The following is a 25,672-nucleotide window of genomic DNA, read 5'->3' as shown; positions in this document are numbered from 1 at the left end:
TCGCCATCAATCGCCATGAAGCGCCCGTGGGGCGGGTAAGGAGAAGGTCATGAACCAGAGGACTTTGTGGCAAGGGCTGGTGGCGGCCTGCCTGTTTTCGCTGTTGGCCGCGCCGCTGGCCGCGCGCGCGGCAGCCGTGTCGCCGGCGGACAGCCATTTCCTGCAGGCGGCCGCGGCGGTCGACGCATTCCAGGTCGAGGCGGCGAAACTGGCTGGCGAACGCGCTGGCAGCACCGAGGTCCACACGTTTGCCGCCAAGATGCAGGCTCGCTACGCGGAGCTGGACCGCGAACTGCGGCAACTCGCGGATGACAGGAAGGTGGCGTTGCCGGGCAAGGCGGAGCCGTCCGACCAACGCACGCTGGAGGCGCTTGCGGGCAAGACCGGCCCGGCATTCGACGCGTTGTATGTCGAGCAGGTGGCGCTGCAGGCCCACGAAAAGGCCGAGAAGCTCTACCGCGCCGCGGCCGGGCAGGACGGCGACGCGAAAATCCGCGAGTTTGCCGCGCGCCACGTGTCCACCCTCGGCGACCACCTTGCGCTGGCGCGTGCGCTCAAGCGCGACCCGGCCGCCAACCCGGAGCGGATGCCGCCCGCGACGCCCGGCGAACCGCCGCCGGTGTCGCCCGCGGAACGAGCCGCGCCGGCCTCGGTGGCCCCCGGGAAATAGCGCCCCGCGGGCGGGTGGGCGTCAGTCGCCCGCGCTGCCCGTGATCGGCAGCACGATGCCGGTGATGTAGCTGGCGCAGGCGGGCGAGGCCAGGAAGACATAGGCGGGCGAGATTTCCTCCGGCTGGGCGGGCCGGCCGAGATCCGTATTCTTGCCGAATGACTTGATGGCTTCGGCGTCCCTGTCGGCCGGGTTCAAGGGGGTCCATACCGGACCCGGCGCCACGGCGTTGACGCGGATGCCCTGCGGCGCCAGGTTGGACGCCAGCGCCCGGGTGAAGGCGTGGATGGCGCCCTTGCTGGTGGAGTAGTCAAGCAATCCGCCGCTGCCGCGCAGCCCGGTCACCGACCCCGTGTTGATGATGGCGGCCCCGGGTTGCAGGTACGCCAATGCGGCGCGCGCCATGTAGAAATAGCCGTGGATGTTGGTGCGCAGGGTCTTGTCCCACTTCTCGTCGCTGATGTCCTGCAGCCGGTCGTCATGCTGCTGGTAGGCCGCGTTGTTCACCAGCACGTCGAGCCGGCCAAAGGCCTGCGCCGCCTGTTCCACGGCGCGCGTGCAGAAGGCGGATTCACGCACGTCGCCGGGCAGCAGCAGGCATCGCCGGCCTTCGGCCTCGACCGCGCGCTGCGTTTCACGGGCGTCTTCGTGCTCATCCAGATAGACCACCGCCACGTCCGCGCCTTCTCGCGCGAACAGCACGCTGACGGCGCGGCCGATGCCGGAGTCACCGCCGGTGACGATGGCCGCCATGCCCGACAGCTTGCCGCTGCCACGATAGTCGGGCGCCTGGTACTGCGGCCGTAGCGCCATGTCGGCCTCCATGCCGGGCTTCGGCAAATGCTGGCCAGGCATGGGCGGGGTTGGGTGAGGCCGCGCGCCGGTCGCTGCCTTGTCGGATTGGGTCATGCCGGTCTCCCTCGAAGTAACGGACGCGGTTGCGTCCTCGAAGGAGTCCAAGCAACTGTTGTGCCCGCCCGCGCGTTCCGGGGCCGGACCGGTCGGACGCGCCTGAGGCTATTGGCGGCCGACCACAACGCCGAACAGGAAAGCGGCGCCCGCCACCAGGCCGATCGCCTGCCATGGGCGCGCATGGATGTACTGCTCGGTGCAGTCGATGGTCTCGCGCACCATGTCCTGGGCGCTGTCGGAGGCATCGCGCAGGCTGTGGCGCGTGTCGCGCAATTGCTCGGCCAGGCGGGCCTTGAGCGCCTCCAGATCGGTGGCCGAGGCGTCGCTCAAAGTGGCCTCGAGGTCGTCGATCCAACTTTCAGGGTGGCGCCGCCGGCGGCGCGCGCCGCGATCGTCAGGACCGTTCTCGGGGAAATCCGAAGGCAGGGGCGTATGGGTATTGGCCATGGGAAAACTCCAGAAGTGAATGTTCGTTTTACCGGGGAACCGCCGTTCCTGCGCGGGTTGCCACATCCGCTTGCAATTTGGGCGGGCGATGCGCAGTGTCCGGCTCAACCATGCCGTAGCATGGATCTACATACATCGGAATCATTGGGAGCGCGCAGATGACATCCTCCAGACCTTCCGGCCGCAAGGCGGCAGCCACCCCGGCAGAGCATGACGGCGCCAAAGTGCTGCCACCGCGAGGGCCGGTCGATGTGCCGCGACAGCCGGCCAAGCCCACCGCGTCCACGCCGGACGAAGCGGCGCGCGATGGCCGCCGGGTGGCCGACGACAAGACCGAATCGAATTGGGCCGACAACGCCAAGCCGCAACCTCGCGCCAAGAACGCCCGTTCCTCGATTCTGTGACGGCCCGCGGCATTCGTCATGGCGTGGTCCGCAGGAACGCCAGCAGGCGGCGCTCGTCGGCATCCAGGCCGCGCGGGCCGGGCGGCGCCGGCGCCTTGGGCGGCAGCTTTCCGGCCAGGTAGGCCTCGATAATGGAGGGATGCACGTAGCAGGCGCGGCAGACCGCGGGCGTATTGGCCAGCCGCTGCGCCACCTGCCGGATCACGTCGACGACTTCCTGCCGCGCCTGCCGCTCGTCGACGTAGGGGCGGGCCTGCAGCGCCGCGAACGCCAGCGCCGAGCCGGCCCAGGTGCGGTAATGCTTGGCGGTGAAATCGGCCGCGCCGGCCTCGCGCAGGTACGCGTTCACCGCCTCCGAATCGATGCCGTGGGCGCTGCCGTCGGCGTCCAGGTACTGGAACAACTGCTGGCCTGGAATGTCCAGGCAGCGCTTGATAATCCGCGCGATGCGCCGGTCCCTGACCGTGACATCGTGCGCGACGCCGCTCTTGCCGCGGAAACGGAATCGCAACTGGTCGCCGCTGACGTGCGCGTGCCGCCGTGTCAGCGTGGTCAGGCCATAGGATTTGTTGGTGCGGGCGTATTCACGGTAGCCGATGCGGATCAGCGTGTCTTCCAGCAGTTGCACCACGACCGCCACCACTTTGGCCCGAGGCAGGCCCGGCGCCTGCAGGTCCCGTCGCACCTGGCGCCGGATGCGGGGTAGCCGGGCGCCGAATTCGCTCAGGCTCTGGTATTTGTCGGCATCGCGCAGACGCGCCCAGGCGGGATGGTAGCGGTATTGCTTGCGGCCGCGGGCGTCACGGCCGGTGGCCTGGAGGTGGCCGCGCGGGTCGGGGCAGATCCACACATCCTCATAGGCGGGCGGGATCGCCAGCGCGCGGATGCGGGCCAGTTCCGCGGCGCGGCGGATGCGCCTGCCCGCGGTATCCAGGTAATGGAAGGTCGTGCCATTGACCCGCACCCGGGAATAGCCCGGCGTGGTGTCGTCCAGGTAGATCAGCGCGTCGTCGGCGGCGCTGGCCGTCGGCTGCGGGTTGCGGTTTGCCATCTTTCCTCCAGCAATCGGCGCCAGCGCCGGAGCAAATGCCGTGCCCGGCTTGCGCCTGGCCGGATTGCTCCCTCCATTGCCCCCGCCATGCGCGGGCACGCCACTTGCTGTCCCGGTCCTTGCCACAGACAGGGAGTTTCGAATGACCAAGACATTGCAGGATTTCAACGTCGCCATCCTGGTGGTGGATGGCTTTGAACAGGTGGAACTGACCGAGCCGCGCGACGCGCTACAGCAGCAGGGCGCGCGCACGGTGGTCGTGTCGGCCCGCCGCGGGCCCGTGCAGGGGATGCGCCATCACGACAAGGGCGAGTCGGTCGAGGCCGACCTGATGTTTGCCGAGGCCCAGCCGGAGCGGTTCGACGCCGTGCTGCTGCCGGGCGGCGTGGTCAACGCCGACGAGATCCGCCTGCATCCCGAGGCGCGCGCCTTCGTGCGCGCCATGCATGAGGCCGGCAAGCCTGTGGCGGTGATCTGCCATGGCGCCTGGCTGCTGATTTCCGCAGGACTGGTCAAGGGACGCAAGCTGACCAGTTGGCCCTCGTTGGCCGACGACCTGCGCAACGCCGGCGCGGAGTGGGTCGATCAGGAAGTGGTGGTGGATGGCCGCTGGATCAGCAGCCGCAAGCCGGACGACATCCCCGCATTCAACCGCGAGCTGTCGCGTGTTTTCGCGCTGACGCGCCAGTGAGCGTCAGCGCATCGGGCAAGGGGCGAACCGGGGAATTCCGGCCGCGCGCCAAGCAACATTTTTACAGGAGCAAGCCATGCCTTACCTTCAGCACTTGCACGTTCCGCCCAAGCCGGAGCCGATCCCGCCGGGGTCGCCACCGGGTGACCTGCCGGTCGATCCCGATACCGACGAGCCCGAAGTGGACCTGCCGCCGCTCGAGCCGTCCCATCCCGAAAAGACGCGTCGGACGATCCACTGATTGCCCTCTTGCCTGCGCATCAACCAAGAACAAACGGAGCCATCATGTCTACCATTCTGTTGATCATCCTGATCCTGCTGCTGATCGGCGCGGTGCCCGCCTGGCCATATAGCCGCGGGTGGGGCTATTACCCCAGCGGCCTGCTGGGCATCGTGCTCGTGGTGCTGATCGTGCTGCTGCTGACAGGGCGCATATAGCGCGGGGCCGGGCCGGATCGCGAGGACCGCCCGGCCGAACACGCAGCCGGTCCGGACCGCCGCGCGGCGGTGGTTCGGGCGGGCTGCCGCGCCGCGTGCCGGCGCTTCAGGCCTGCTCTTGCGCCGCGCGAGCGCGCGCCTGCGCGGCCTGCCGGCCACGGTGCCGCAATCGGCGGCGGCTGACCCAGATGACCAGCCCGGTGACAAAGAACAGCAGCGGCAGCAGGCCGAGGACGGCCGTCAGGATGCGGGTCGGCAGGCCATAGAGACTGCCGGAATGCAGCGGGAACATCACCGCCAGGAAACGCTGGGCAGTCGTGCCTGATATCGGGTCGGCGCGCGACAGCAGTTCGCCGCCGCGCATCGCCAGGAACAGACGCAACGTGCCGACCGGCTGCCAGTCGTCGGCACGGCGCACCCGTGCCTGGTAGACGCCGCCCGCCGGGTCGCGGCGCAGCATGACCAGCGTGGCGTCCGCCGGCGCCAGGGTGCGCGCCTTGGCGGCGGCGCCATCCCAACCGATTTCGGATTCGCCCGCGGCCAGCGGCGCCTGTGTGGCGGCGCGCGCGTCGGCGGGCAGGGTCGCGACGCTGGCGACCAGTTGCCGGCCCAGTTGCGGCAGGCCCATGAAGAAGCCGCTGCCGGCCACCACCAGCAGGAACAGCGCCGAGACCAGCCCCGCGGCGCGGTGCAGTTCGTAGCTGGTGCGGAAGGCGCCGACGCCCCGCGTGACCGTGACCGAGCGGCGCCAGTGACCGGGCCGCGGCCATGCCAGGTAGATGCCGGCCAGCAGCAATGCCACCCAGACGACGGCGAGCCAGCCCAGCACTTCACGACCGGTCTTGCCTTGCAGCAGGGTCATGTGCCAGCGCAACAGCAGCGGCATCAGGTGGGCGCGGTCCAGCGTGACCGCATCGCGGTCGCGGCTGGCCAGCAACTGGCCGGAACAGGCGTCCACGCCGGCTTCGTTGTCGGCGGTGGACGCGTGCTTGAATTGCACCCGATAACTGTCGGCCGGCGCCTGGGGCAGGGTGACGGCGGCGATCGTGGCGCCGGGCCAGGCCTGCTCGACCGCGCGGGCCGCGGCCGAAGGCGGCAGCGGCGCGGCGCAGACGCCCGCGGCGTTGCGCAGCATGGCGCTGTTCAGCCAGCCGTCAAGCTCGTGGTCGAAGGCCAGCAGGCTGCCGCTCAGACCCGCCAGCACCAGCACGCTTCCCAGGATCAGCCCTGTCCAGCGGTGCAGGAATGACACGGCGGAGCGCACGGACTTGCGGATCTTGGCTTTCATGGGGCGTTCAATGGCGGCGACGGCGGGTGGCGCGCAATTGTACCGAGGCGTAATATCTGGCGGCGCTTTTTTGGCGCCATTGCAGTTTCACCGCCTCCGAGCCGTAGCGACATGAAGATCCCCCTGTTGATATTGATTGAAAGCGTGCATGATTTCCTGCCGGTCATCGAAGACCGCGGCTTTCGCTGCATTCTTGCCACCACGTCCGAGCAGCGCGCCCAGGCCATCCGCGACCACGCCGACGAGATCCGCGTGGTGCTGACGCGGGGCGCCACCGGCTTTTACGCCGAGGAGATGGCGGCCCTGCCCAGGCTCGAGCTGATCTGTTCGCTGGGGGTCGGCTTCGAGAACATCGACCTGGCCGCCGCCCGCGCGCGCGGCGTGCGGGTGACGCATGGCCCCGGCGCCAATGCCACCTCGGTGGCCGATCACGCCATGGCGCTGCTGCTGGGCGCCGCCCGTCACCTGCCGCAGGCCGACGCCTGGGTGCGGCAGGGGCACTGGAATGGCTTCATGGGGCCGCAGGTCTCGGGCAAGCGCCTGGGCATCGTGGGCCTGGGCACCATCGGCCAGGAGATCGCCAAGCGCGGCGCCCACGGCTTCGGCATGACGGTCGGCTACTACAACCGGCGGCCGCGCCCCGAGAGCGGCTACACCTATTACGACAGCGCGCTGGCGCTGGCCGAGGCCAGCGACTTCCTGGTGGTGGCGACGCCGGGCGGCGCCGACACGCGGCACCTGGTGAACGCGGCCGTGCTCGAGGCGCTGGGACCGCAGGGCTATCTGGTGAACATCGCGCGCGGCAGCGTGGTCGACACCGAGGCGTTGATCGCCGCCTTGGCCGGCCGCCGCATCGCGGGCGCGGGGCTGGACGTGGTCGAAGGCGAACCGGTGGTGCCGCCGGCGCTGCTGAAGCTGGACAACGTGGTATTGACCCCTCACAGCGCGGGGCGCTCGCCGGAAGCGGTGTCGGCGACGGTGGCGCTGTTCCTGGAGAACGCCACCGCGCATTTCGCCGGCAAGCCGGTGCTGACGCCGGTGCCACAGCAGGGCTGAGGCGCCGACGGCGTCGGGCGAGGGTCAGTGCGAGAACATGATCGGCACGGTCATGGTCCTGAGGATCGACGCCGTGGCGCCGCCCATCGCCCATTCGCGGAACTTGCTGTGGCCGTAGGCGCCCATCACGATCAGGTCGGCGCTGTAGTCGGCGGCGGCGTTCAGGATGGTGCTGCCCACGCCGACGCCCTTGACGTCGCGGCGGACGTGGTCCGGCGCCGGCATGCCCTGGGCGATGCAGTAGGTGGCCAGATCCTCGAATGGCACGGCCTCGTCATCGCGGGTGGCGGCGCCCTCATCCATGGTCAGCACCACCAGGTGCGAGGCCAGGCGCAGTAGCGGCGCCGCGTCCGCCAGCGCGCGGGCGGCTTCGCGGCTGCCGTCCCAGCAGTAGAGCACGCGTTCGCCCACCACCGGGAAATCGCCGCTGGACGGCACCACCAGCACGGGACGGCCGGCGGTCAGCAAAGTCTGTTCGACGAATTCATTTTCGTGCACGGCCTCGACGTCTTCGCGGTTCTGCTGGCTGACCACCAGCAGGTCGCTGGTGCGGCCCAGCCGCGCCATGCTGGCGCTTGGGGAGCTGGCGCCGGCGCGGACCGCGGCCGGCACGTCGGCCGCCGCCACGGTTTCCAGGAAGGCGGTCTGCACCGCGCCGCGGTTCTGCGCCTGCAGGTCGCGCATCACGTTGAGCGTTTTCGACATCAGCACCGATTCGCCGTAGTAATACTGCGGCGGGGCGGAGCTGGCATAGATGCCGACCAGCTCGGCCTGGTGGCGCTTGGCCAGGGCCAGCGCCACCCGGGTGCGGCGGGGGCAATCGAATCCGTGGTCCAGGTGGACGGAAATGCGGCGATACATGGCGGCCTCCTTTTGAGCGCGGTAGGTCTCCATCGTTGCGCGTTCCGGGCATTCGGCCCTTGATGCGCGTCAAGCGCCCCGCAGTTTCGCGGGGTTGCCGCAAGCGGCCGCGGGTTGTCAGGTCTGCTGCAGGCGGTCGCGCAATTGGCGCACCTGCCGCGCCTGTTGGGCGATGCGGTCGAGCGGCCCGGCCAGCGCCGGCGCGGCCGCGTTGACGGCGGCCGGCACCGCCAACTGGCGCAGTTCGACCACGGGGGCCGGCTCCTGCGGATGCAGCGCGTGCGCCAGCGCCAGCCCGTAGTCGCGCAGGGCCGGCGCGGCCTCGCTGTCCGGCGGCAGCGGCGGCTGGATCTCCAGCACGGTGCCGGCGGCGGTGACGCGGCGCATCGCGTTCAGCAGGTTGACCGCGGTGTCCACCTTGCGGTCGCGGTGCACGGGATTCTGTTGCAGCCGCTGCAATGCCGCTTCGGCGTTGTCGGCAGCCAGGCAGGCCTGGCGGCGCAGGCCGACGATGTCGGCCGCGGGGGCCGCGCCGCTCTTGTCGGCCGTCAGCGCCCGCGCATAGTCGGCATGGCGTGCCAGCGCGCGGCTCAGGGCGCCGGCCAATTGGCGCGGTTCCTTTTCGGGCCACACCAGAAAGCCCACCAGCAGGGCCAGCACGCCGCCCAGCACGCTGTTGAAGGCGCGCAGCGCAGCCAGCATCGGCTCATAGATGTCGGGCTGCTGGATGTGGCTGACCAGCACGAACTGCGACGTCAGGAAAAAGGTGAACAAGGCGTAGTGGATGGTGCGGGCCGCGAACGTGCCGAGCGCGATCGGCAGCACCGCCAGGGCCACCGACAGCGGGGTGCTCAGCAGCAGGCCCAGCAGCGAGGCGCCGACAGCGCCGGCGACGCTGCCGATCACGCGTTCGACGGTGCGTTGCCAGGTGGTGGCGAAGTAGGGTTGCAGGATGAACACCAGCGTCAACGACATCCAGTAGCCGTGGTTGACCGCGAAGGTCTTGGACAACGCCACCGCGATCGTGGCGCCGATGCCCACGCGCAGGGCGTGGCGAAACGCGTCCGACTCGAACCGCAGGTTTTGCCGCAGGCTGCGCCAGGCCTGCCGCGCCGTCGAATCGGCGCGCGCGGCCAGCGCGGGCGTGGCGGGCGTGCCATCCTGGTCGAACAGGGCCTGCATGATCGCCTGGGCGGTCTGCTGCAGGCGGTCCAGCACCGGCACCATGGTTGCCAGGTCGGGCGCATAGGCCATGGCGGCGCCGCGCAGCTCGTGCAGGCCGGCGCCGAAATGCGCCAGCCGCTCGCGCAGGCACTCGGCCTGCCTGGGGTCGCTGACGTCCGAGGTGCTGGCGATGGCGTTGGCGACGCTGGCGTAGCGATGGAAGGCGTGTGACAGATTGGCGCCGGCCGCGCGGCCGAGCCAGCGCGGGGCATTCGATTCCAGCAGATCGGCCGCGGCCACCAGGGCGATGAAGCTGTCTTCGGCGCTATCGAGCAAATAGAACAATTGCTGCGCGCGGGCGCGCCGCGACGGCCGCGCATCCTGCACCTCGCGGATGCGCACGCGGGCCGCCTCGATCGCGGCGCGCACGCCGCTGCGCTGGGGACGGGTGACGGCGCTCCACGCCTGCGGCCCGGCGGCGGGCGCCAGGCCCGAATACATGCGCGCCAGCGCGTCGGCAAAGTCGGCCAGGCCCCGATAGCAGTGCGCCACCGCGTGGGTCGCGTCCTTCCAGGGACGGCGGCGCCACACCAGCGCCGTCATCAGGATGGCCCAGAGGGCGCCTGCGACGAAGAACAGCGTATACGAAACGCTGGCGCCCAACGTCGGCGCCGGCAGTTCGGCCGCCACCACGAAGCCGGCCGACAGCAGCGTGCCGACGATGGCCGCCGCGGGGCCCAGTACGCGCAGCAGGCCGCCGAAGGTGCAACAGACGAACGTGAGCGGCAGCAGCAGCCACAGGGTGTGCGCGCTGGCGCTGGCCAGGAAGCAGAACAGCGCGCCGATCAGGCCCAGCGCCAGCATCGACGCGGCGCGTTGGCGCAGCGGGCCGCCAGGATCGCCGAAGCAGGCCCAGAAGGCGGCGATGGCGGTCCAGCCCAGGCGCGGCTCGTGCGCCAGCACGGCCAGGATGACGGGGGCGGCGCTGATGGCGGCGGCTTGCAGGGCGTCCAGCCAGAGGACGTGGCGCAATGAAACGCGCCAGCGGGAGAGCAGGGTAGTCAAGCGAAAACGGGGTGGAAATAAAGGCCGGAACGGCGGGAAAACCGCAACGCTACCATGTCGACAAGGACAAACAACACCGATTAATAGGAGCGTCCGAAAAATGCGGTGTTCATGAATCTGAATGACCCGAATACTACTGGTTACATATGTGTGACTTTGGCGCCGCAAGCGTGCAAAATACCCTGGAGTAAATGCGCAAAATCGCATAAAAAAAACATTGGCGATCGACTACGCTGGGTAAGTACACAAGGCAGTAAGAAGCAAGGCAGCAAGATACTCCTGCAGGCCGACTGTGAATACTCATGTCCAACATGCCCCGCTCTGCGCCCGGACAGCGCAGGCCGTACTCCGGGGGGCTTAAGGAGCGAACATGACGCCAACCCACGAGGCTTCCACAAGCTCGGTGGTGAGCGACGACGAAGTCGCTGCCATGATTACCGGCAAGGAAGGGCTGCGGGTGCTGTTGCAACCGCAGGTCGACCTGTTGACGGGCCGCATCGTATCGGCCGAGGCGCTGGCGCGCTGGCAGCATCCGCAACTGGGCGTGGTCATGCCCGCTGAGTTCATTCCCGCCGTCAACCGGCTGGGGCTGGACCGGATCCTGTTCGAGCGCGTGGCGCAGCGCGTGATCGACATGCTGCAGAACATGCGGCGCATCGGCATGGCGATTCCCATTGCCATCAATGCCCCTGCCTCGACCCTGTCCGACGAACGCGCGGTCGATTTCCTGCTCGACCGCATCCATGTGGCCGAGCTGCCGGCTTCGCTGCTGCGCGTCGAACTGACCGAAGACCAGCCGATCAGGGAACTGGAAGCCCTGCGCGCCACGCTGGAACGGCTGGAACAGGCCGGCTGCGAGGTCAGCCTGGACGATTTCGGCACCGGCCACGCCTCGTTGAAACTGCTGTCGGCGATTCCCTTGTCCGAGGTCAAGATCGACCAGTACTTCGTGACGCGCATGCGCCGCAGCGCGGTTGCCTTCGAGGTGCTGCGCACCGCGGCCGAACTGGCCACCCGGATGGGCTGGCGGGTGGTGGCCGAAGGGGTCGAGAACGTGGCCGACGTGCCGGCGTTGCGGGCCGCGGGCTGTCGCTATGGCCAGGGCTACGCGCTGGGCCGGCCAATGCCGCTGGATGACCTGATGATGCGGCTGCGCGTCCAGCGCGACCGCGGCGAACCGCTGGCGGCGCCCGCCAGCTACGCTTCCGCCTGGCTCGACGCCTTCGATCCGCAGGACGCCGAGAGCGGCCTGCCGGCGCACGTCACCACGCAATAGCCGCGCTTTTTTACTTCCCGCGCCCCGAAATTACCGGTGCCGTATCACGCGTCTCAGGTCGGCGCGCCCCGCGCCTTGGCGGGCACGGCAGTTGCTGGGCAATTCCTCGCGGAATGGTTCCGCTTGCGAGGAGATTTGTCATGGCAAACCCCAATCAGTCCGGCCAGCAGCCCGGTCAGCAACAGCAGCCGCAAAAGCAGCAATCGCAGGAAAACCCGAAGGACCGCAGCCAGCCGGGTCAGCAACAACCCGGCCAGGGCGGCCAGCAGATGGACAAGGACCGCAATCCGGGACAGCAGCCGGGGCAGTCCGGGCAGCGCTCGCAGACGCAGCGCTGATGCGTTGACGGGCCGCTAGCCGGCCCGCGATCCAGCCGCCCGCGCCGGCAGGCGCGGGGCTGGTGGCGGCGACGCCCGCGCCAGGAAACCCGGCGCGGGCGTCGCCGCATCCGCCCTGGCGGACCCTTGATCGCGCCGCACCGGTGCCGCCGTATGCCTTGCGCCCCGGCGCGGGGATCGCTAAGGTGCCAGGCTGGGCCGCCAGAAGGCCCGCCGGGAAGCCGCCGCGTTCCGGCGCATCGTCAACAGGACCATCCATGGGTAACGCCTCCGCCACGCCACGCCGTTCGTTCGCGCGCAAGCTCCTGGTCGCGCTGGTGCTCGGGGCGTTGCTGCTGGGCGCCGCTGCCTGGATCGGCATGCGCCTCATCGAGCGGCACGTCGCCGGCCTGCTGGGACCGCGTGCGCAGGTGGCGGATGTGCGGCTGGGGTTCGACGCGGTGGTGCTGACGGACGTGAAGATCGCGGGCGCCGAAGGCGTCGCGCCCGCCAGCGCGCAGCGCGTGGTGGCCGAGCCCGACTGGGGCTCGCTGCTGCGGCGCCAGCCCGTTTTCCGCAAGATCACCATCGAGGGATTCGATTTCGCGGTGCTGCGCAGCGCCGACGGCGACATGCAGATATCGCCGGCCCTGCAGGCCGCCTTGCGCGAGGCGGATGGCGACGGCGGCCGGGCGCGCGACAAGGGCCCGATCCGGGTCGACGATATCGTCCTCGATGGCGGCCGGCTGGACTTCATCGACTCGGCCATCGCCAAGCCGCCGCACCGCATTCCGTTCGAGAACGTGTCGGCGCGCCTGCATCCGCTGGTGCTGCCGGCCGATGGCCAGCAGAGCCAGATGGAATTCAAGGGATCGGTGCGCGACAACCGCAGCGGCGCGGCCACGGTGCAGGCGCGCGGTTCGCTGGCGGTGGGCGACAGCGACGCGGACATGACGGTCGCGGTGCGCAACATGGACATCCGCTATGCCGCGCCATACCTGGCCGAGAACGGCGCCGGATCGCTGGCCGGCGGCGCGATGGACCTGGACATGCGCACCACCGTCGCCAAGCGGCAGTTGAACGCGTCGGGCGTGGTGGCGTTGCACGATCTGAAGTTCAGCGGCGACGGTTCGCTGTTTTCGCTGCCGCGCAAGGCGGTGCTGGCCGCGCTGGAAGACCGCAAGGGTACGCTGCGCATGGAGTTCAAGCTGGCCGGCAGCCTCGACAATCCGAAGTTCTCGGCCTCGCGGGGTTTCGCGGCCCAGATCGCGCGCGGCTTCGGCCGCGCGATCGGCGTGGGGGCCGAGGGCGCGGCCGGCGGCGTGGCCGGCGCCGTGAAAGACCTGGGCGACGCGATCTCCGACCTGCTCACCCAATGAGTCAGAAGCGGTAGTTGGCGCTCAGCTCGACGCGCCTGCCTTCGCCTAGCAGCCATTGCGTCTGGTTGTAGTAGGCGGTCTCGGCGTACTGGCGGTCGAACACGTTGAACGCGCGCAATGCCAGCGTCAGGTCACGCCGCGGCTCCCATTGCAGGGCCAGGTTGGTGGTGGTGTAGCCCGCCATTTCGAGCCGGTTGGCGGCATCCGCGAAGCGGCGGCCGACATAGCGCAGGCCGGCGCTGGCGGTCCATTGCGGCGCGAATTTCCAACTGACCCAGGCATTGGCCACGCGTTCCGGCACGTCGGTGGGAACGTTGCCGGCGCGCGATACCGCCACGCCGTTGGCCGATTCGCTGAAGTCGTCGTAGCGCGCCCGCAGCACGGCCGCGTTCAGGTCCACGCGCCAGGCCGGCGTCAATTCCACGCCCAGCGTCGCCTCCAGGCCGCGCGACGACTGCTCGCCGACCTGGAGGCGCAGTGTCGGATCGTTGGGATCGCGCGTCACCAGATTGTCCTTGCGGATGTGGTACGCCGCCAGCGTCCATTGGCCCTTTTCGTCCCAGAAGGTCTGCTTCACGCCGACTTCGATCTGGCGGCCCTTGGACAGCTTGAAGTCCTTGTTGGCCGGCGACAGCAGCAGCAGGCTGCCGATCGGGTCGGCGGCCTCGGCGTATTGGCCGTAGACGGACAGCGTGGGCAGCAGGTCGTAGACGGTCCCGATGCGCCAGCCGACATTGTTGAAGGTGGTGTCGAACGCGGTCTGGTCGGCCACCAGGTCACGTCGTTTCAGGTCGATGTGGTCATAGCGCACGCCCGCCAGCACCGACCAGCGGGAGGTCAGCATGAGGCGGTTCTCCGCGAACAGCGCGTACTGGTCGGCGCTGTTGCGATAGCGCGGCGAGGTGCCGGCGACGTTGATGAAGCGGCCGTGATCGACGTCGTACGCGTCCACCAGCGAGGTGCCGGAATACGGCGAATTGTTGGTGTGCTTGAACGTGGCGTGGTTCAGCTCGAAGCCCAGCGCCACCTTGTTGGCCAGGCCGAACAGGTGGCCGTCGAAGGACGCATCGGTGACATTGCCGACCTGTTGCTGGTCGTGGCGGATGTCGGTGTAGGCGCTGCGCTGGATCAGGCCGCTGGCCGGCTGCCAGGTGTAGTTTTCGGCGTCGCGGTAGTCGCGGTCGCTGCCGATGTAGTACACGCGGCTGCGCACCAGCGTGGCCGGGTTCGGCGACCACTCCGCCTTCAGGTCGGTGCGGCTGTCGCGGTAGATGATCTTGCTGTCGGCCACGTTGTAGTTCTGGCGCCGCAGGTCGTAGTCGATCTTGCCGGCGATCAGCGGCGTGCCGAAGTAGCGCGTTGGCTCCTGCCAGGCGTAGGCCTGGGTCAGCGTGACGTTCAGCTCCGGCGACACGTCCAGCCGCAACGCCGCGGTGACCGCGAGGTCGCGCGCGTCGCCCAGGCTGATGCCCGAGTCGCTGTGGTTGCCGCTGATGTCGAGCCGGTATGACCACTTGTCATCCAGCGCGCCGCCGCTGCCGAAGCCCAGCCTCTGGGTGTCGTGGGTGCCGATGGTGGTCTGGATCTCGTTCTCGATCGGGCCGCGGGTGGGTTTTTTCGGGATGACGTTGACCACGCCGCCGATGGCGCCTTCGCCGTACAGCACCGACGCCGGGCCGCGCAGGACTTCGATGCGCTCGACTGCCCAGGGATCATAGAGGAACGTCTGGCCGACGCCGCCGAACTGGCGCACGCCGTCGAACAACTGGGCCACCGAGTTCGAATCGGTGAAGCCGCGCGATGACAACGACGAGCCGCCATTGCCAGGATGGCGCATGGCGCTGACGCCGGCTGCCTGGGTGATGGCGTCGGTGACGTTGACCGCGCCGCGCGCGCGCAACTGCTCGTTGCTGATAACGTCGATGCTGGCGGGAGTATCAAACGGCCGCAGGCCCAGCAGGGTGCCGGTGTTGGCCTGTTCCAGCAGGGTGGCCAGGGGCGTGTCGCCCGCGACCGAGATCGCCGGCAGCGTGGCGACGCCGGGCGCCTTGGGGGCAGCCAGGGTGGAAGCAACCTGCGCATGCAGCGCGGGCGTGAAGGCGAGCGCGGTCCAGACGGCCACGCGCCAGGGCAGGACGCGGCGCGTCCTGGCGGAAATAGAAACCATGGGAATTCCCGGTAAGCCAAGAAAGCCGCGCAAGGCGCGGCGGAACGATCAGCGGGGTACCGAGGGCAGGGGCGGGGCGCGGGCGCCGAGCGGCGGGCCGGGCGGGGATCCTTCGTGGATCGCGGGAGGCGCGCGCGCCGCCAGCGGATGCATCATGACCGCGCCGACGGCGAGCAGCGGCGCGGCCGCCGATGGCAGGGCCACCGCCGCCAGCATCGCGCCCATGGGGCAGGCGGCGGCCTGGGCCGCGTGGCGTTCGTCGGGCGCGTCGCTGTGCCTGGACGGACCGGCCACCCAGATGGTGCCGGCGGCCGAGCACAGTTGGATCAGCGTGCCGCGCTGCTGGGTCGCGGGCATGAATCCCGGCGGCACCAAAGCCTTGAGCGCGAACAGCGCCAGCACCAGCCAGAGGCAGGCGGCGTTGCGAGCGAGGGACGGGAACGGGCGGCGCATGATCGGCGCCCATTCTAGAGTGTTTTGGCGCCGCGCCGCTAGACCGTGCGCGCGGCCCAGAAGGCGGTGCGGATGCCCGGCGCGGCGGCGATCCGGGCGGTGACGCGGTCCAGGTCCAGTTCGTCCACCGAGGCTTCGCTCAACGCCGCCTCGATCTCGACCTCGTTCTCGCCGAACTGGTCGATCTTCAATTCGGACAGGGGCAGTTGCTCGTCCTCGAGCACGTCTTCCAGCACGGTCATGGCGGCCTGGCGCTGGTCGACGTGGGCGATGACGTGGATCACGGTCGTGACTTCGGTGGTCTGCGCGTCGACGGGCTGGCGGTTTACGTACGAGACCAGCGGCCGCAGCAGCGTATTGGCGGCGAGCACGAACACGGTGGCCGCGATTGCCTCCAGGATCAGCGAGGCGCCGGCGCAGGCGCCGATGGCGGCCGAGCCCCACAGCGTGGCCGCGGTGTTCAGGCCGCGGATGCTGCCGCCTTCGCGCATGATGGCGCCGGCGCCCAGGAAGCCGACGCCGGACACCACGTAGGAAATCACGCGCGCGCCGCCGTCGGGGCCGCCGACGCGAAAGGCCATGTCGACGAAGATGGCGGCGCCCACCGCCACCAGGGCGTTGGTGCGCAGGCCGGCGGTGCGCTGGCGGTACTGGCGTTCGAAGCCGACGATGGAGCCGAGCACGAAGGCCACCGCCAGGCTGATGAGGGTGTTGGCCAGCGGGAGGAGCTGGATGTTCTCGAAGTTCTTCATGTTGTTGTTCTCGTGTTCAGCATGTAGGTCGCCCCGGCCCCGGCGGCTTCACCGGGCCGGGGCGGTCGCGGCGGGCCTCGGCCTCAGGGCATTTGCCAGACGGAGGCGGCGGTCAGGATGAAAGCCAGCAGCCAGAGCAGCAGCAGGGCTGCCACCCGGGCGACGAGGAGGCATTTGTACGGGTCTTTCATGACAGTCTCCTTTCCGCGGCTCAGGCCGGCAGCACGGCGATGCGGGCGCCGCCTTCGTTTTCCCAGTGCACGCGGCGCACGTCAGGGCTCTGGCCCAGGCGCAGGGCGATGGCGCTGAGCAGGCCGCGCAGTTGGGGCGGGCATTGCAGCGTGACGATGGTGCTGGCGAGCTGGCCGGCTTCCTGGCGCGAGATGCGCACGTTCACGACCCGCAGGTTCAGGGCCTGCAGCTCGTAGTACAACTGTTTGCGCAGCGCGTTCAGGGTGTCGGCGAGGCTGACGATGGTGAACTGATAGGTCGGGGCGGCGGCCGGGGTGTGCGCGGCCGCGTCGGCGCCGCGCACGGCGGCGGCGCCATCCAGGAAGGGGAGGAATTTCTTGATGCGCATGGTCGTCTCCGGGCGGGAGTACGGTGGAAGGTCCACATGCATGCGCCGCTCGCCGGGCGTGGGACGGGCGCAACAAAGCCCGCGTATCGCGTCGGTAAGTCGGTATCGGGAGGGCCGAGGCCGGGGTAGCGTGAGGCTGCCGGGCCAATAGCCGTGTCCTGGCTTTACGCAGGACTCGGCAGAAAACTCTGCGGATCCTGCGTCAAGCGGCGCAAGCAGTCGTGTATCGACTACATCCGTCGTTGTCCACAATGATCTCGGGGTGGTTGATGGTGCGGCAATTATATGAAGGGATTAGGGAAAACACCAAGTAAAAAAACAGACTTGATGAATATTCATATGCAATGGAACACATCCCGCGGGCCACGGGGCGGCCAGGCGAAAGCGAGGTCGGACGCAAGGCCTCGGAGGGCGGCGCCGCGGGCAGGGCGCCGCCCTCCGAGACCGTGGCCGGATCAGCGCGTGCCCGCGTAGTACTGGCCCAGCGCCTCGATCTCGCTGTCGGTCAGCCGCTGCGCGAAGGCGCGCATCACGCCGACATCGTCGTTCTGCCGCGAACCGTTGCGAAAGGCGTTGATCTGGTCCGCGAAGTACTCCTTGGACTGGCCCGCCAAGCGCGGGAGCAACGGCCCTTCGCCGATGCCGCGCAGGCCGTGGCAATTGGCGCAGGCGGGCAAGGCGCGGCTGCCGTCGCCGGCCTGGTCGAGCTTGCGCGCCGCCTCGCCGCCGGCTTCGCCCACGTGCAGCGGCGGTCCCGCCAGGCTACCGTAATAGGCTGCCAACTGACCGATTTCCTGCTCGCTCAGGGCTTGCGCGATGGTGTTCATCAGCGGCTGCTTGCGCGTGCCCTGGCGGAAGTCCGCCAACTGCTTGGCGATGTACTCGGGCGTCAGGCCGGCGAGGTTGGGGAAGATGCCGCCGGTGGGCGTGATGCCGGCCTGGCCGTGGCAGGCGACACAGGCCTGCACGCCTGCCGCCGGCTTGCCCGCGGCGGCGAGTTGCTTGCCCTGTTCGGGGTCGGCGCCGCGAAGGTAGCCCTCCCAGGCCGGACGCGATGCGCTGAAGTCCAGCGCGCTGCGCCCGGGCACGGGCGCGGCCGGCGAGGCCGCCGAGGGGGCGGGCGCAGCGGAGGACGCCGGCGCTGCCGTGGCCGGTGTGGCCGAGGCCGGCGGCGCGCCCGACGCCGCAGGCGCCGCGGGTTGAGCCGGCGCGGGCGGGGCCTGCACCGCAGAGGCGCGGATCGGGCCGTCGCCGCCGGTGCCGAACATCTGGTGCAGGGTGGCGACCAGTGTGACGGCGGGCACGCCCACCATCAGCGCCACCGCGATGAAGATGCCGTTGCGATGTTCGATCATGATGACACCAACCGTCCCGGCGAACGCAGGTAGTCCGCCTTGATTTTCTCGACGATCCAATAGGCAGTGGCGCCCACCGTGCCCGTGGGGTTGTAGCCCGAGTTCTGGGGAAACAGCGCCGCGCCCGTAACGAAGACATTGGGCACGTCCCAGGACTGGCCGTAGCGGTTGACCACGCTGGTGGCGGGATCGCTGCCCATGGCCGCGCCGCCGGTCAGGTGGGTCGACTGGTACACGGTGGCCGAGAACGGCCGCTTGCGCGGCCCCGGCTCGGTCTGCGTCACGCCTTTCATGGCGCGGCCGATCTCGTCGCCGCGTTCGGTCAGGAACGCCGACATGCGGATGTCGTTGTCGGGGAAGTCGTAGGTCACGCGCAGCAGCGGCAGGCCCCAGGCGTCCTTGTAGGTGGGGTCCAGGCTGAGGTAGCCGCCGCGCCACGGTTGGGCCGAGCCGGTAATGGTGATGTTGGCGGCGTGGTTGTAGTAGCGCTTGACAGCCTTCTTCCATTCGGCGCCCCAGCCCGGCGTGCCCTTTGGCGTGGGATGAAAGCCGATCGGCGCGCCGCTGACCACCTGGATTTGCAGGTAGCCGCCGCCGACGAAGCCGTGCGGGCCGTGATCGAAGTTGTCGGCGCTGAAGTCGTCCATGGTGACCGCCACGGCGCCGGCGCCCATGAAGGGATTGATGTTCACGGACTCGTCGAAGAACAGGTTCACGCCGGACGTGGTCTGGTGCGTGTAGTTGCGGCCCACCACGCCCTTGTCGGTCACGGGGTCGTAGGGCTGGCCGATGCCGGACAGCAGCAGCAGGCGCACATTGTTGATGCCGAAGGCGCACAGCACCACGATCTCGGCCGGCTGGAAGATCTCGGCGCCGGCCGCGTCCACGTAGGTCACCCCGCGCGCGCGCTTCTTGTCCGGCGTCAGCTCGACCCGCAGCACATGCGCGCCGGTGCGGATCTCGAAGGTCGGCAACTTCATCGCCACCGGCAGGATACAGACCTGCGGCGAGGCCTTGGCGAAGTGCTCGCAGCCGAAGTTGGAACAGAAGCCGCAATACACACAGGCGCTCATGTGCAGGCCTTCGCTGTTCACATAGGGCCGGGTACAGAGCGCGGACGGTTGCACGTAGGGGTGATAGCCGAGCTTGCGCGCGGCCTCGCCGAACAGCGCCGGCGCATACGGCACCTTCATCGGCGGGTTGGGGTAGGGCCGCGAGCGCCACGGCTCGAACGGGTTGCCGCCTTCCTGCTTCTGGCCCTTGATGTTGCCAGCCTGGCCGGAGGCGCCGATCAGGTAGTCGAAGCGGTCGAAGTATGGCTCCAGTTCGTCGTAGGTCAGCGGCCAGTCCTGGCAGGTCAGCTCGGGATCGAAGATTTTGGCGCCGTAGCGCTCGGTGTAGTGGCTGCGCAGGCGGAAGTCGGTCGGATCGAAACGGTAGTACGCGCCCGACCAGTGGTTGCCGGCGCCGCCCAGGTGGGTGCCGGGGTAGGCGAACTGCCAGCGGCGCATCGGCAACGCCTTCTGGTCGGTGTTGTTGCGGAAGGTGAAGGTTTCGGTGGCCGCGTTCTGGTGCAGCTCGTGGCGCCGCGTGTACTTGAGTTCGTCGTGGACGTAGGGGCCCTGGAAATCGGGCGAGGGCCAGCGCGCCTCGCCGCGTTCCAGCACCACCACGCGCTGGCCGGCCGCGGCCAGTTCCTTGCCGATGATGGCGCCGGTCCAGCCGCCGCCGACGATCGCCACATCCACCGCGGGGAGCGTCTTAGCCATGGCCATCTCCCGGTTTCATGGCGTGGGCGCGCGCATTGGCGATGGATACGGGCCGGCCGGCCCAGATCACGCCGTGGCGCTCGATGTCGTTGGAAAACGAGGCGTAGGCGCCGGGAAAGCCGACCAGCTTCCAGCCCACCATGTCGATATTGCCGCCATACAGCGGGTCGGAGAAGAATCCCTCGATGGTGGCGTCCAGCAGGGCCTGGAAGAACACGGCCGACGGCAATGGCGAAAAATCCGGCTTGCCGGCCTGCATGTCGTGCAGCCAGGCGTCCTGGCGCTGGGCGTCCAGTTCGGCGTAGGGCTTGCCATCCTGTTTGCGGGTGGCGGCGTCCAGCGCCGCCAGGCCGCGCCGGAACATCTCGGCGGGCGTGAACGACAACTGGTAGCCCTGCTCGGGCGTGCCGGCCTCGAACGGGCCCTGACGGTAGAACTGCTCGCCCGCGCCCCAGGCGCCCGCCAACTGGCCGTCGACGAACTGGGTCACGCCGGCTTCCTTGGCGCCGGGGCCGAGCTCGTCGGCCGGGATCAGGCGCGCGGCGATGGCGTCCATCGCCAGCGCTTCCTGGGCGTTGAAGAACTTGAGCGTGCGGTTGGGAGGAGCTGCGGCAGGGGCCGGCGTGGCCTCGGGCGCGGCGGCGGCATGGGGCGCCCAGACGGCGCCGGGCACGCCCACGGCCAGGGCCTTGAGCAGCCCGCGCCGTGCGGAAACAGGTTGGTCTTTCATTCATCGCTCCAGCGGCGGAGCCTGCGTCCGGCGAGGCTGGCCCCCGGCGCGCGGTCCGCGAGGCGACAACCTTCGGAGCGTTCGGCTCCCGAGTGAAAGGGATCCCGCGACAGCTTATATGTATGAGCATCGAGTTTGTCACTGATTCGATGACGGCGACACCCTTCCGATGCGGGTCGTCCCGGATTTTTCTCTCGCTTACATTTCAGCTAATATTCAGGTTCCTGAAAGAATGAGAGCACGGCGGAACACGCGGCCTGCGCTTGCCCGGCAAGCGAGGACGGTTTCGCCATCTATGACCGACGACCCGCCTCCTAGTACGGCGCCGCTCACGTGGCGGCGCCCGGTTTCCCCTCCCTGCCGACTTCCGGCGTCCGGCCCCGCACGGCCGGCTCCGCGCGATCTCGCCGCAGCGCCCACGCCTCGCATAGGCGGCCGCGCGCCGCCGGCCTGTCCGACACCGTCCGCGCCTTGCGCACGCGCGGCCCAGCTCCATTCTGTCCGAGTTCGCCCCTCGCCATGGCCCCGGCGTTGCCGGACCCGCGCGCTCGCCCGCTTCTGAGTCTTCTTGTGGAACGTTGATGATCTTTGACTGGATGTCCGACCCGACCGCCTGGCTTGGCCTGGCGACGCTGGTCATTCTTGAAATCGTGCTGGGTATCGATAACCTGGTGTTCATTGCCATCCTGGCCGACAAGCTGCCGCCGGCGCAGCGCAACCGCGCCCGCATGATCGGCCTGACGCTGGCCATGCTGATGCGCCTGGGCCTGTTGGCCAGCATCGCCTGGGTGGTGACCCTGACCGCGCCGCTGTTCACCGTGCTGGGCGCCGAGATCTCGGGGCGCGACCTGATCCTGATCCTGGGCGGCCTGTTCCTGCTGTTCAAGGGCACGATGGAGCTGCACGAGCGCGTCGAGGGCGGCAGCGGCCATGACAGCGGCCAGAAGGTGCAGCATGCGGTGTTCTGGCAGGTGATCCTGCAGATCGTGGTGCTGGACGCGGTGTTCTCGCTGGACTCGGTGATCACGGCGGTCGGCATGGTGCAGGACCTGAGCATCATGATGATCGCGGTGGTGGTGGCCATGGCCGTGATGATGCTGGCCAGCCGCCCGCTGATGGGCTTCGTGGCGCGTCACCCCACCGTGGTGATCCTGTGCCTGGGCCTGCTGTTGATGATCGGCTTCAGCCTGGTGGCCGAAGGCCTGGGCTTCCACGTGCCGAAGGGCTACCTGTACGCCGCGATCGGCTTCTCGATCCTGATCGAGCTGTGCAACCAGCTTGCGCGCCGCAACCGGGCCAAGGGCGCGCATGCCCTGGGCCGCCGCCAGCGCACCGCGCAGGCCGTGCTGCGGCTGTTGCGCGCCGGCCGCGGCGGCCAGGCGCCGCAACCGGCCGACGATGTGGTGGCGCTGGTGGACAGCGTCGGCGAGGAACCGGCGTTCGCGCCGGAGGAAAGCTCCATGATCGAACGGGTGCTGGCCATTGGCGCGCATGATGTGCGCGCGATCATGGTGGCGCGCGGCGACATGGTCTGGCTGGATGTGGCCGACACGCCCGACGCGATCGTGCGCAAGTTCGCCTCGGGCCACTCGCGCCTGCCGCTGTGCGCCGGCGATCCGGCCAACGTGCTGGGCGTGCTGCACTTCAAGGACCTGCTGCCGCTGCTGCAGAACCCGGGTCCGATCGACCTGGTCGAGCTGGCGCGCGAGCCGCGCTACGTGATGGAAACCACGCCGGTGCTGAAGGTGCTGGAAGAACTGCGCGCCTCGCGCGACCACATGCTGATCGTGGTCGACGAGCACGGCGTGTGCGAAGGGCTGGTGACGCCGATGGACGTGCTGACCGCGGTGGCCGGCGAGCTGCCGGAAAATAGCGAGGCGCCGCCCGAAGCGCTGCAATTGTCGGATGGTTCCTGGCTGCTGGACGGGCGCCTGGCGCTGGCCGAAGCGGCGCGGGTGCTGGAGGCGGCGGAGCTGGCCGAGGGCGCCGACGACGCGACGCTGGCGGGCCGGCTACTGCGTGCGGAAGGGCGGATTCCGGAAACCGGCGACGTGATCGCGTGGCGCGACTGGCGCTTCGAGATCACGCGCCGCGATGGACTGCGCATTGACCAGATCCATGCGCGCAGGGCGGCCGCGCCAGCCTGACGACGCGCCGCGGTATTTTCAATATGGGCGGGAATCCCCGAAAGGGGCATTCCCGCTTTGTTATTTGCGTTTCTTATTTTCGCCCCGCGCGCCCTGCGATTTGTTTCAATCGCGCCGTCCGGTAAAACCGATCGCACTATTGGTGAATTCAAAAGTTTGTGAGAGTATTGTCCGGAATTTGACCCTGTCGATAATAAATTCTATGCATGCATAAAGGGTCTGAATAATCAGTGGCAGCAGGTTTGTCTTTGCGCGATGTGAACCGGTCGAGGGGAACGAAGCATGGGCATGACGTTGTTGGCGCGGAAAACCAGGAGCAGGACGCGGATACCGGCGTCATCGCTCAATTTCCAGAATTACTACACGCCAAAACGGTTGGGCTCGACCGCGCATGCCAATGATTTCCTGATCCGGCCGACGATTTCCCTTGCGCCGTGCGACGGGACCGGATTGCCGCTATCAACATCCTCTTTGGGCGCTGGCGCTGAGCGCCCCGTCCGGTTCCAAACTTCCGCCGGAGTTCCGAGCATGCCGAGAATGTTGCGCCATCGCCGCCTGCGCCAATGCGCCGCACCATGGGTGGCCGCCTTCACGGCGCTGGCCGCGCCCCTTGCAGTCCACGCCACCGAGGGCGCGATGGGCCGGCAGGTCACGGGCACCAGCGTGCAGCCCAACGCCGGCATCGTTTCGCCCGAGCCGATCTGGGCGGTGAATTTCGCCGAGATCTACCTGGACGGCAAGGTCGGCGGCGGCCGCGAGGTGCCCCTGGGCAAGCGGGTCACGGCCGACGTGGAGGGCAAGGCCGCTTTCACGCTGGCCACGCTGCTCAAGACCTGGGACACCGGGCCGGGGCGCTGGAACTTCGCTTCCGGCATCACGCTGCCGTACGTCTGGACCAAGGTCAACGCCAAGGTCACCGGCCCGCTGGGCCGCAGCGGCGGCGAAAGCGACATCACGTCGAACCTTTTCGACCTGTACTTCTCGCCGATCATCGCCGGCTACCACTTTTCCGAAACCTCGCACATGGCCCTGAGCCTGAACGTGTGGGCGCCCACCGGCAAGTACGATGCCAATGCGCTGGCCAACCCCAGCCTGAACAACTGGACCTTCATCCCGCAGGTGGCCTATACGCGCATCTTCCCGGAGTCGGGCTTCCAGCTCGACACGGTGGCCAGCGTGCAGTTCTACACCCGCAACCAGGCCACCGACTATCGCAACGCGCCGATCTTCGGCGTCGATGTGATGGGGCGCAAGATGTTCTCGAACGGCCTGGCCGTGGGCCTGGTGCTCGGCACGCAACAGCAGCTCGGCAGCGACAGCGGTCCCACCGCCGACCGGCTGAATGGCTTCCGGGGCCGCGACTGGGCGCTGGGTCCGGTCCTCACCTATGACCGCAAGCTGGCCGACAAGCGCTCACTGTCGCTCGGGTTGCGCTGGGTGCCGACCCTCAGCAGCACCAACCGCCTGGATAGCAGCAGCACCTTCATGGCATCGGCCACGCTGGTGTTCTGAAACGCGCCAACGCGCCGTGGTCCGGCGTCCGGCCAGGTCGCCGGACCGAGTCGTCGGGAGAGCCGTCTATGCGGAGTGTCACGCGTGTGTTGGGATTGTGGCTGGTCTGCGGCGCCGCCGCAGCGCAGAAGTTCACCGATCCGGAGGACGGCGCGTTCGACATCAGCAACTACCTGCTGAACAACAAGGGCCTGATGCCGGTGCCGGCGCTGATCACCGAGCCGGCGGTGGGCTATGGCGGCGGGTTGATGCTGCTGTATTTTTCCGAATCGATGTCGGAGGCCGGGCAGAAAGCGCGCGAAAGCGGCGAGGCGCTGGCGCCGCCCAACGTGACGGGCGTGGGCGGCCTGATGACCGAGAACGGATCGCGCGGCGGCGGGCTGTTCCATTTCCACACCTGGGGCGGCGACCGCTACCGCTATCTGGGCGCCCTGGCCCAGGGGCGTATGAACCTGGATTACTACGGCGCGCTCAACCGCGGCCGCAGCTATGAGCTGAAGGGCACGATGCTGGTGCAGCAGTTGCTGGTCAAGCTTGGCGAATCGAAATGGTATGCGGGTCCGCGCTATACCTATTTCAATTCGCGCACCACCTTCGCCGGCCAGATGGCGTCGGAACTGAAGGCCAGCGACGTCACGCGCCGCGTCGGCAAGCTGGGCCTGGTGGTGGACTACGACGGCCGCGACAACATGTTCTACCCGACCAAGGGCGCCTACGCCGAACTGGAGGCGCAGTTCGCGCGGCCGTCGTTCGGCAGTTCGCAGTCCTTCAATACCTATGGCGCGCGCGGCTATGCGTGGCAGCCGCTTTCGCCGCGCTGGACCTTGGGCTTGCGGCTCGACAGCCAGGTCACCAGCGGCACGGTGCCGTTCTACGCGCAGCCGTATGTGGACCTGCGCGGCGTTTCGCGCGGCCGCTACCAGGACAAGAACGCACTGACCACCGAGGTCGAACTGCGCTGGAACGTGACGCCGCGCTGGTCGGTGCTGGGATTCTCCGGGGTGGGCAAGGCCTATGGCCGCTGGAACCGCTTCGGCGAGGCCTCCAGCATCGTCAGTGCAGGCGCTGGTTTCCGCTATCTGATCGCGCGCAAGCTGGGCCTGTCCGTGGGCGTCGACGTGGCGCACAGCAAGGACCAGAACGCGTTTTACATACAAGTGGGCAGCGCCTGGAGATGAGCGGCAGGAG

Annotated in this window: 25 protein-coding genes; 12 read left to right on the top strand and 13 right to left on the bottom strand. The window is 68.8% G+C overall.

Annotated elements, in window-relative coordinates:
* Positions 1-49 precede the first annotated feature (49 nt).
* Complete coding sequence (locus SB816_RS26235; RefSeq protein WP_175188767.1) at positions 50-670, top strand: DUF4142 domain-containing protein; 621 nt, start codon at positions 50-52, stop codon at positions 668-670.
* 21 nt (positions 671-691) lie between these two features.
* Here SB816_RS26235 and SB816_RS26230 read toward each other — a convergent pair whose 3' ends face one another.
* Positions 692-1,579, bottom strand: a complete 888-nt coding sequence (locus SB816_RS26230) for an SDR family oxidoreductase (protein WP_054502559.1) — start codon at positions 1,577-1,579, stop codon at positions 692-694.
* Positions 1,580-1,687: 108 nt separating this feature from the next.
* Positions 1,688-2,029 (bottom strand): YqjD family protein, encoded by a 342-nt coding sequence (locus tag SB816_RS26225; protein WP_054502558.1) that lies wholly within the window; start codon positions 2,027-2,029, stop codon positions 1,688-1,690.
* 158 nt (positions 2,030-2,187) lie between these two features.
* Here SB816_RS26225 and SB816_RS26220 point away from each other — a divergent pair, with 158 nt between their 5' ends.
* Positions 2,188-2,433 (top strand): hypothetical protein, encoded by a 246-nt coding sequence (locus tag SB816_RS26220; protein ID WP_054502557.1) that lies wholly within the window; start codon positions 2,188-2,190, stop codon positions 2,431-2,433.
* A gap of 16 nt (positions 2,434-2,449) precedes the next feature.
* Here SB816_RS26220 and SB816_RS26215 read toward each other — a convergent pair whose 3' ends face one another.
* Positions 2,450-3,484, bottom strand: a complete 1,035-nt coding sequence (locus SB816_RS26215) for a DNA topoisomerase IB (protein WP_116793460.1) — start codon at positions 3,482-3,484, stop codon at positions 2,450-2,452.
* Between the two features lie 142 nt (positions 3,485-3,626).
* Between SB816_RS26215 and SB816_RS26210 the strand changes: the two genes are divergently transcribed.
* The 3 genes from SB816_RS26210 to SB816_RS26200 all read left to right on the top strand — a co-directional run bounded on the left by SB816_RS26210 (position 3,627) and on the right by SB816_RS26200 (position 4,613).
* Positions 3,627-4,175, top strand: coding sequence for a type 1 glutamine amidotransferase domain-containing protein (locus SB816_RS26210; RefSeq protein WP_144657270.1), 549 nt, complete (start codon positions 3,627-3,629; stop codon positions 4,173-4,175).
* A 76-nt stretch (positions 4,176-4,251) separates the two neighbouring features.
* The gene (locus tag SB816_RS26205) at positions 4,252-4,416 is read left to right on the top strand and encodes a hypothetical protein (RefSeq protein WP_167517698.1); all 165 of its coding nucleotides are present in this window, start codon (positions 4,252-4,254) and stop codon (positions 4,414-4,416) included.
* A gap of 44 nt (positions 4,417-4,460) precedes the next feature.
* Complete coding sequence (locus tag SB816_RS26200) at positions 4,461-4,613, top strand: DUF3309 family protein (protein ID WP_064527605.1); 153 nt, start codon at positions 4,461-4,463, stop codon at positions 4,611-4,613.
* Positions 4,614-4,719: 106 nt separating this feature from the next.
* Here SB816_RS26200 and SB816_RS26195 read toward each other — a convergent pair whose 3' ends face one another.
* Positions 4,720-5,901 carry a PepSY-associated TM helix domain-containing protein gene (locus tag SB816_RS26195; protein WP_410547742.1) on the bottom strand — a complete coding sequence of 394 codons (1,182 nt, stop codon included), beginning with the start codon at positions 5,899-5,901 and terminating at the stop codon, positions 4,720-4,722.
* 111 nt (positions 5,902-6,012) lie between these two features.
* Here SB816_RS26195 and SB816_RS26190 point away from each other — a divergent pair, with 111 nt between their 5' ends.
* Positions 6,013-6,957, top strand: coding sequence for a 2-hydroxyacid dehydrogenase (locus SB816_RS26190; protein WP_116793463.1), 945 nt, complete (start codon positions 6,013-6,015; stop codon positions 6,955-6,957).
* Between the two features lie 24 nt (positions 6,958-6,981).
* Here the strand turns inward: SB816_RS26190 and SB816_RS26185 are convergent, their stop codons facing one another.
* Both SB816_RS26185 and SB816_RS26180 read right to left on the bottom strand, forming a co-directional pair.
* Complete coding sequence (locus SB816_RS26185; protein ID WP_054502864.1) at positions 6,982-7,818, bottom strand: universal stress protein; 837 nt, start codon at positions 7,816-7,818, stop codon at positions 6,982-6,984.
* Positions 7,819-7,935: 117 nt separating this feature from the next.
* Complete coding sequence (locus SB816_RS26180) at positions 7,936-10,014, bottom strand: FUSC family protein (protein ID WP_410547741.1); 2,079 nt, start codon at positions 10,012-10,014, stop codon at positions 7,936-7,938.
* 403 nt (positions 10,015-10,417) lie between these two features.
* Here SB816_RS26180 and SB816_RS26175 point away from each other — a divergent pair, with 403 nt between their 5' ends.
* The 3 genes from SB816_RS26175 (at position 10,418) to SB816_RS26165 (ending at position 13,019) form a co-directional block, all read left to right on the top strand.
* Complete coding sequence (locus SB816_RS26175) at positions 10,418-11,323, top strand: EAL domain-containing protein (protein WP_054502551.1); 906 nt, start codon at positions 10,418-10,420, stop codon at positions 11,321-11,323.
* A 140-nt stretch (positions 11,324-11,463) separates the two neighbouring features.
* The gene (locus tag SB816_RS26170; protein ID WP_054502550.1) at positions 11,464-11,661 is read left to right on the top strand and encodes a hypothetical protein; all 198 of its coding nucleotides are present in this window, start codon (positions 11,464-11,466) and stop codon (positions 11,659-11,661) included.
* A 257-nt stretch (positions 11,662-11,918) separates the two neighbouring features.
* Positions 11,919-13,019, top strand: a complete 1,101-nt coding sequence (locus SB816_RS26165; RefSeq protein WP_054502549.1) for a DUF748 domain-containing protein — start codon at positions 11,919-11,921, stop codon at positions 13,017-13,019.
* Between the two features lies 1 nt (position 13,020).
* Here SB816_RS26165 and SB816_RS26160 read toward each other — a convergent pair whose 3' ends face one another.
* The 7 genes from SB816_RS26160 to SB816_RS26130 all read right to left on the bottom strand — a co-directional run bounded on the left by SB816_RS26160 (position 13,021) and on the right by SB816_RS26130 (position 20,825).
* Positions 13,021-15,186 (bottom strand): TonB-dependent receptor, encoded by a 2,166-nt coding sequence (locus tag SB816_RS26160; protein WP_372413404.1) that lies wholly within the window; start codon positions 15,184-15,186, stop codon positions 13,021-13,023.
* A 48-nt stretch (positions 15,187-15,234) separates the two neighbouring features.
* Positions 15,235-15,639 (bottom strand): DUF2946 domain-containing protein, encoded by a 405-nt coding sequence (locus SB816_RS26155; RefSeq protein ID WP_410547740.1) that lies wholly within the window; start codon positions 15,637-15,639, stop codon positions 15,235-15,237.
* 38 nt (positions 15,640-15,677) lie between these two features.
* Complete coding sequence (locus tag SB816_RS26150; RefSeq protein WP_054502547.1) at positions 15,678-16,391, bottom strand: MgtC/SapB family protein; 714 nt, start codon at positions 16,389-16,391, stop codon at positions 15,678-15,680.
* 211 nt (positions 16,392-16,602) lie between these two features.
* The gene (locus SB816_RS26145) at positions 16,603-16,971 is read right to left on the bottom strand and encodes a hypothetical protein (protein WP_269873968.1); all 369 of its coding nucleotides are present in this window, start codon (positions 16,969-16,971) and stop codon (positions 16,603-16,605) included.
* Positions 16,972-17,426: 455 nt separating this feature from the next.
* Positions 17,427-18,326: a c-type cytochrome gene (locus tag SB816_RS26140; protein WP_064527647.1), complete on the bottom strand. Its 900-nt coding sequence runs from the start codon at positions 18,324-18,326 to the stop codon at positions 17,427-17,429.
* Entirely contained in the window at positions 18,323-20,095 is a 1,773-nt protein-coding gene (locus tag SB816_RS26135; RefSeq protein ID WP_054502862.1) for a GMC family oxidoreductase, read from the bottom strand. The genes SB816_RS26140 and SB816_RS26135 overlap by 4 nt, the downstream gene beginning before the upstream one ends.
* Entirely contained in the window at positions 20,088-20,825 is a 738-nt protein-coding gene (locus tag SB816_RS26130; protein ID WP_054502544.1) for a gluconate 2-dehydrogenase subunit 3 family protein, read from the bottom strand. Before SB816_RS26130 ends, SB816_RS26135 begins: the two co-directional genes overlap by 8 nt.
* A gap of 581 nt (positions 20,826-21,406) precedes the next feature.
* Between SB816_RS26130 and SB816_RS26125 the strand changes: the two genes are divergently transcribed.
* The 3 genes from SB816_RS26125 (at position 21,407) to SB816_RS26115 (ending at position 25,662) form a co-directional block, all read left to right on the top strand.
* Positions 21,407-22,972: a TerC family protein gene (locus SB816_RS26125; protein ID WP_054502543.1), complete on the top strand. Its 1,566-nt coding sequence runs from the start codon at positions 21,407-21,409 to the stop codon at positions 22,970-22,972.
* Positions 22,973-23,509: 537 nt separating this feature from the next.
* A complete protein-coding gene (locus SB816_RS26120) occupies positions 23,510-24,484 on the top strand; it encodes a transporter (RefSeq protein WP_410547757.1) in 975 nt (324 codons plus the stop codon).
* Positions 24,485-24,570: 86 nt separating this feature from the next.
* Positions 24,571-25,662, top strand: coding sequence for a BamA/TamA family outer membrane protein (locus SB816_RS26115; RefSeq protein ID WP_144657284.1), 1,092 nt, complete (start codon positions 24,571-24,573; stop codon positions 25,660-25,662).
* The last annotated feature ends 10 nt before the right edge of the window (positions 25,663-25,672 follow it).

Source organism: Achromobacter sp. SIMBA_011, assembly GCF_046535435.1.
Taxonomy (GTDB): Bacteria; Pseudomonadota; Gammaproteobacteria; order Burkholderiales; family Burkholderiaceae_B; genus Achromobacter; species Achromobacter dolens.
Note: the sequence above shows the minus strand (reverse complement) of the source record. Positions and strands in the feature narration are given on the sequence as shown.

Coding starts and splice junctions, on each gene's coding strand:
- SB816_RS26215 (WP_116793460.1), bottom strand. CDS start 3,484: ATGGCAAACCGCAACCCGCAGCCGACGGCCAGCGCCGCCGACGACGCG.
- SB816_RS26225 (WP_054502558.1), bottom strand. CDS start 2,029: ATGGCCAATACCCATACGCCCCTGCCTTCGGATTTCCCCGAGAACGGT.
- SB816_RS26235 (WP_175188767.1), top strand. CDS start 50: ATGAACCAGAGGACTTTGTGGCAAGGGCTGGTGGCGGCCTGCCTGTTT.
- SB816_RS26220 (WP_054502557.1), top strand. CDS start 2,188: ATGACATCCTCCAGACCTTCCGGCCGCAAGGCGGCAGCCACCCCGGCA.
- SB816_RS26160 (WP_372413404.1), bottom strand. CDS start 15,186: ATGGTTTCTATTTCCGCCAGGACGCGCCGCGTCCTGCCCTGGCGCGTG.
- SB816_RS26120 (WP_410547757.1), top strand. CDS start 23,510: ATGTTGCGCCATCGCCGCCTGCGCCAATGCGCCGCACCATGGGTGGCC.
- SB816_RS26230 (WP_054502559.1), bottom strand. CDS start 1,579: ATGACCCAATCCGACAAGGCAGCGACCGGCGCGCGGCCTCACCCAACC.
- SB816_RS26145 (WP_269873968.1), bottom strand. CDS start 16,971: ATGCGCATCAAGAAATTCCTCCCCTTCCTGGATGGCGCCGCCGCCGTG.
- SB816_RS26125 (WP_054502543.1), top strand. CDS start 21,407: ATGATCTTTGACTGGATGTCCGACCCGACCGCCTGGCTTGGCCTGGCG.
- SB816_RS26135 (WP_054502862.1), bottom strand. CDS start 20,095: ATGGCTAAGACGCTCCCCGCGGTGGATGTGGCGATCGTCGGCGGCGGC.
- SB816_RS26165 (WP_054502549.1), top strand. CDS start 11,919: ATGGGTAACGCCTCCGCCACGCCACGCCGTTCGTTCGCGCGCAAGCTC.
- SB816_RS26200 (WP_064527605.1), top strand. CDS start 4,461: ATGTCTACCATTCTGTTGATCATCCTGATCCTGCTGCTGATCGGCGCG.
- SB816_RS26155 (WP_410547740.1), bottom strand. CDS start 15,639: ATGCGCCGCCCGTTCCCGTCCCTCGCTCGCAACGCCGCCTGCCTCTGG.
- SB816_RS26185 (WP_054502864.1), bottom strand. CDS start 7,818: ATGTATCGCCGCATTTCCGTCCACCTGGACCACGGATTCGATTGCCCC.
- SB816_RS26205 (WP_167517698.1), top strand. CDS start 4,252: ATGCCTTACCTTCAGCACTTGCACGTTCCGCCCAAGCCGGAGCCGATC.
- SB816_RS26175 (WP_054502551.1), top strand. CDS start 10,418: ATGACGCCAACCCACGAGGCTTCCACAAGCTCGGTGGTGAGCGACGAC.
- SB816_RS26140 (WP_064527647.1), bottom strand. CDS start 18,326: ATGATCGAACATCGCAACGGCATCTTCATCGCGGTGGCGCTGATGGTG.
- SB816_RS26190 (WP_116793463.1), top strand. CDS start 6,013: ATGAAGATCCCCCTGTTGATATTGATTGAAAGCGTGCATGATTTCCTG.
- SB816_RS26210 (WP_144657270.1), top strand. CDS start 3,627: ATGACCAAGACATTGCAGGATTTCAACGTCGCCATCCTGGTGGTGGAT.
- SB816_RS26130 (WP_054502544.1), bottom strand. CDS start 20,825: ATGAAAGACCAACCTGTTTCCGCACGGCGCGGGCTGCTCAAGGCCCTG.
- SB816_RS26170 (WP_054502550.1), top strand. CDS start 11,464: ATGGCAAACCCCAATCAGTCCGGCCAGCAGCCCGGTCAGCAACAGCAG.
- SB816_RS26195 (WP_410547742.1), bottom strand. CDS start 5,901: ATGAAAGCCAAGATCCGCAAGTCCGTGCGCTCCGCCGTGTCATTCCTG.
- SB816_RS26150 (WP_054502547.1), bottom strand. CDS start 16,391: ATGAAGAACTTCGAGAACATCCAGCTCCTCCCGCTGGCCAACACCCTC.